The 3,662-nt window shown below is 65.6% G+C and carries 6 protein-coding genes and 1 pseudogene; all 7 read left to right on the top strand.

Translation table 11 applies throughout. The features are described from left to right. Positions 1-515, top strand: a 515-nt coding sequence (locus FKP22_RS23985) for a 4'-phosphopantetheinyl transferase family protein (RefSeq protein ID WP_141290182.1), incomplete at its 5' end; no start/stop codon positions are given. Positions 516-652: 137 nt separating this feature from the next. After that, entirely contained in the window at positions 653-901 is a 249-nt protein-coding gene (locus FKP22_RS32590) for a response regulator transcription factor (protein ID WP_170201051.1), read from the top strand. A gap of 62 nt (positions 902-963) precedes the next feature. Then, complete coding sequence (locus FKP22_RS23975) at positions 964-1,494, top strand: SRPBCC family protein (protein ID WP_141290180.1); 531 nt, start codon at positions 964-966, stop codon at positions 1,492-1,494. Positions 1,495-1,509: 15 nt separating this feature from the next. Next, entirely contained in the window at positions 1,510-2,106 is a 597-nt protein-coding gene (locus tag FKP22_RS23970; protein WP_141290179.1) for a hypothetical protein, read from the top strand. A 146-nt stretch (positions 2,107-2,252) separates the two neighbouring features. Continuing rightward, on the top strand, positions 2,253-2,645 hold the full coding sequence (locus tag FKP22_RS23965) for a hypothetical protein (RefSeq protein ID WP_233446957.1): 393 nt from the start codon (positions 2,253-2,255) through the stop codon (positions 2,643-2,645). An 87-nt stretch (positions 2,646-2,732) separates the two neighbouring features. Then, entirely contained in the window at positions 2,733-3,359 is a 627-nt protein-coding gene (locus FKP22_RS23960) for a glutathione S-transferase family protein (RefSeq protein ID WP_141290177.1), read from the top strand. Next, a pseudogene (locus FKP22_RS23955) lies at positions 3,356-3,662 on the top strand (bifunctional Delta(1)-pyrroline-2-carboxylate/Delta(1)-piperideine-2-carboxylate reductase); the annotation flags it as partial. The gene FKP22_RS23960 and the pseudogene FKP22_RS23955, both read left to right, overlap by 4 nt.

Below are 3,662 nucleotides of genomic sequence, written 5' to 3'. Positions count from 1 at the left end.
GATTTCCGCGACTGGCTGCCAAGCTGGCGGTGCATGCGCTGCGCCGCTGGCAAGGTCAAGCCCCGCGGCCACTGGCCGAACTGCCGGTGCTGCCGCTGCCTGGCGGCGAGCCGCGGGTGCGTTTGCCAGACGGCAGCGAATATGCCTTGAGCCTTTCGCATGCCGCCGGACTGGCCTGCGCGGCGAGTTTCCTGCCAGCCTGGCGACTCGGCATTGACCTGATTTCCCAAGGCCGCGCGCCGCCGCATGATGAGGCGTGGTGCCATTCCACCGAATCCAGGTACTCGGTTTCAGACCGGGCCATCAGTTGGGCCGTCAAGGAAGCCACCGTGAAAACCCTGGGAAAAGGAATGGGGCCGGTGTTCCGCGAAATTCGATGCTGGCGCGACGCGCAACATCGCTGGGTGAGTTTGCCCACCCAGCTGATGGACCTCCGCAAGCGATTTCGCTACACTTTGTTTCAATCATCCCCCTACTTCATCTGCATCGCTTCGGTGCAAATGGAAACAATATAGAAACTGTTGCCAAGCAGGCGCATTCAGTACGATGCCGGCCTGTGAAGGCCACAGTTGAGCAGCAGCAGCATTTTTCTTCAGAGTCGATTCTCACAACACGCCCGCCATCCGGCAGGCAAATCGTTCAGGGAAAGAAGATGGCCAACATGCTCCATACCGGCGTCGGTTTCAACGCTGTCCCGCCTGTCGTCACCCGCTCCACGCTGAGCGCCCAGGAAACATTGGTCGCAGAACTGGTCTGCGCCGGTCTGTCCAACAAGCAGATTGCTGCCAGGGCCGGCCTCAGTGAACACACGGTGTCCTCTTATCTCCGACGCATTTACAGCAAGCTCGGCGTCAATAGCCGGGTTGCGCTGGTCGTCACACTGCATTCATTCAGCGCATAAGCCGTGCGTGCGCAGCATCGCCGGGTTTCAACATCAGCCAGCAGGCCGAATGGGAGGCATTCATGAATTACCTGATCGTCGTGGGCACCGTGGTGGGCCTGATCGTGGGTTTGATCGCCCTGATCGTCATCATCGGCATGCTGTTGCCAGTCAAGCATTCGGCCACCCGCAGCATCGTGCTGCCAACTTCGCCGGCCAGGCTTTGGGAATTGATCAGCGACTTTGCGGCTTATGACGGCTGGCGCACCGGCGTCGTCGAAATGCAGCGCCAGCCGGATGCAAATGGCCACCCAGTGTGGAAAGAACTTGAGAAAGGCGGCGGCGGGCTGGCATTTGAGACCTTGGCTGTCGAGCCGCAGCAGCGCATCGTGCGCAGGATCGTCGGCGAGGGTTTGCCGTTTGGTGGCACCTGGACTTTTGTGCTGAAAACCGTGGAAACCGGCACCGAGCTGACGGTGACCGAAGACGGCGAGGTCTACAACCCGGTGTTCCGCTTTGTTTCGCGCTTCATCATGGGTCACCAGCGCAGCATGCGCATCTATTTCGACGACCTGACGCGCAAGCTGGCGGTCCAGGCGGTGAGTTTTTCCTGAAAGGCGCGGCAATCCATGGGACGGGTGGTGTTGTGTTACGGCTCGCTGGGGCCGGACAAGGGCGAGGTGCAGGCCATGCTGGAGGGCCATGCCATCCTGCTGAAGGGCGACTTCAAGGCCAAGCTGGCGGTGGCCGAACTGCAGGACCTGCGCACGCAGGAAGACCTGCTGGTGGCGCACACGCGGCAGGGGCCGCTGGCGTTGGCGCTGGGCGAGAAGGAGGCGGCGCTGTGGCTCAAGAAGATCCTGCATCCGCCCTCGCTGGCGGACAAGCTGGGCGTCAGCGAAGGCCTGGCCGTGCACCTGCAGCAGGCGCATGCCGAGCTGAAGCGGGTGCTGGACCCGGTGGCACCGAACTACGTGCCGCTGGCCCAGGCGCAGCTGGCCTTCATCGTCGTGGACACGGCCCAGGACCTGACGGCGCTGAAGGCGCTTGCCAAGGCCAAGCCTGAGGGCTGCCAACTCTGGGTGCTGCGGCGCAAGGGGGCTGCGGCCGAGGTCAAGGAAAGCGAGATCATGGCGCTGACCAGGGCCGCGGGGCTGGCGCCGAGCAAGACCTCGGCCTGGTCCGACACCTACGCCGCCGACCGCTACGGCCGCGCCCGAAGCTGACGGCCGGCGGTTGGCGAGCTGACAGCTGGACACCACTGTTGCGCCGGCCGGCCGGGCCGCTCTGCTACGCTGCGCGCTCCCGCTCCCACTGGCCGCCAGGTCTTGTTGCCATGCTGTACCGATTGTTGTCGCTTGCTCCCGCTCTGATGCTGGGCGCGCTTTTCACCTCCCAGGCCCAGGCCGCCGATGTCGCCGTGTCGGTGCAGATCGGCCAGCCCGGCTTTTATGGCCGCATCGACATAGGCAACGCCCCTCAGCCCGAGCTGATCTATGCCGAGCCAGTGCTGATCCAGCGTGGCCCGACCCGCTACGCGCCGCTGTACCTGCGCGTGCCCCCCGGCCACGAGAAGCACTGGGACAAGCACTGTGGCCGCTACAACGCCTGCGGCCGCCCGGTCTACTTCGTGCAGGACCGCTGGTACAACGAGGTCTACGCACCTGACTACCGGAACCGCCACGGTCATGGCCGCGATCACGACGACGATCACGACCACGGCCGCGGAAAAGACAACGGCCACGGCCGGGGCCACGACCGCTGACGGCTGGAGCGGCGGCCCGTGCGGCGATACCATGCGCCCCTGCACCGTCCCGCCTCTTGCCGCGACAACCTTGCCGGAGCACACGCCATGCTGACCTTGCTGGGCCGATCCCCTTCGATCAATGTGCGCAAGGTGCTATGGCTGTGTGCCGAGATGCAGTTGCCGATCGCCCACGAGGAATGGGGCACGCCGCAGCTGCCGCTGGACCAGCCGCTGTTCCTGTCGCTGAATCCGAACGCCCAGGTCCCCGTGCTGCGCGATGGCGGGTTCGTGCTCTGGGAGTCCAACAGCATCTGCCGCTACCTCGCGGGCCGCGAAAAGCGGGCTGACCTGCTGCCCACCACGCCGGCCGCGCGCGCCCAGGTCGAGCAATGGATGGACTGGCAGCTGGGCGACCTGAACAACGCCTGGCGCTATGCCTTCATGGGCCTGGTGCGCCACAGCCCCGCCCATGCCGACCCGGCGCTGGTGGCCCGCAGCCTGGTGGACTGGACGCGGCTGATGCAGATCCTCGACACCCAGCTGAGCAAGACCGGCGCATTCGTGACCGGCGAGGACTTCACGCTGGCCGACGTGGTGATCGGCCTGTCGGTGCACCGCTGGTTCTCCACCCCGCTCGAGGACCGCCTGCCGCTGCCCGCGGTGGACGAGTACTACGCCCAGCTGAGCATGCGCCCGGCCTTCCAGCTGCACGGCCGCAACGGCATGCCGTGAAGACGTTCGACGCGGACGCCACCCGCTCCGCGCTGCCGTTCCCGGCCCTGCTCGACGCACTGGAAGCCCTCTTCGCCCAGGGCTGCGAGGTGCCGCAGCGCCATGTGCACAGCATTGGCGGGCAGCTCACCACGCTGATCATGCCGGCCTGGATCCCCGGCCGCTACCTGGGCATCAAGACCGTCAACATCGCGCCCGGCAATGCCGCGCTGGGCCTGCCTGCGCTGGCCGCCAGCTACCTGCTGTACGACGCCACCACCGGCCAGCCGCTGGCCCTGATGGACGGCAACGAAATCACTTCGC

It is taken from the genome of Ideonella azotifigens (assembly GCF_006519715.1).
Lineage (GTDB): Bacteria > Pseudomonadota > Gammaproteobacteria > Burkholderiales > Burkholderiaceae_C > Ideonella > Ideonella azotifigens.
Note: the sequence above shows the minus strand (reverse complement) of the source record. Positions and strands in the feature narration are given on the sequence as shown.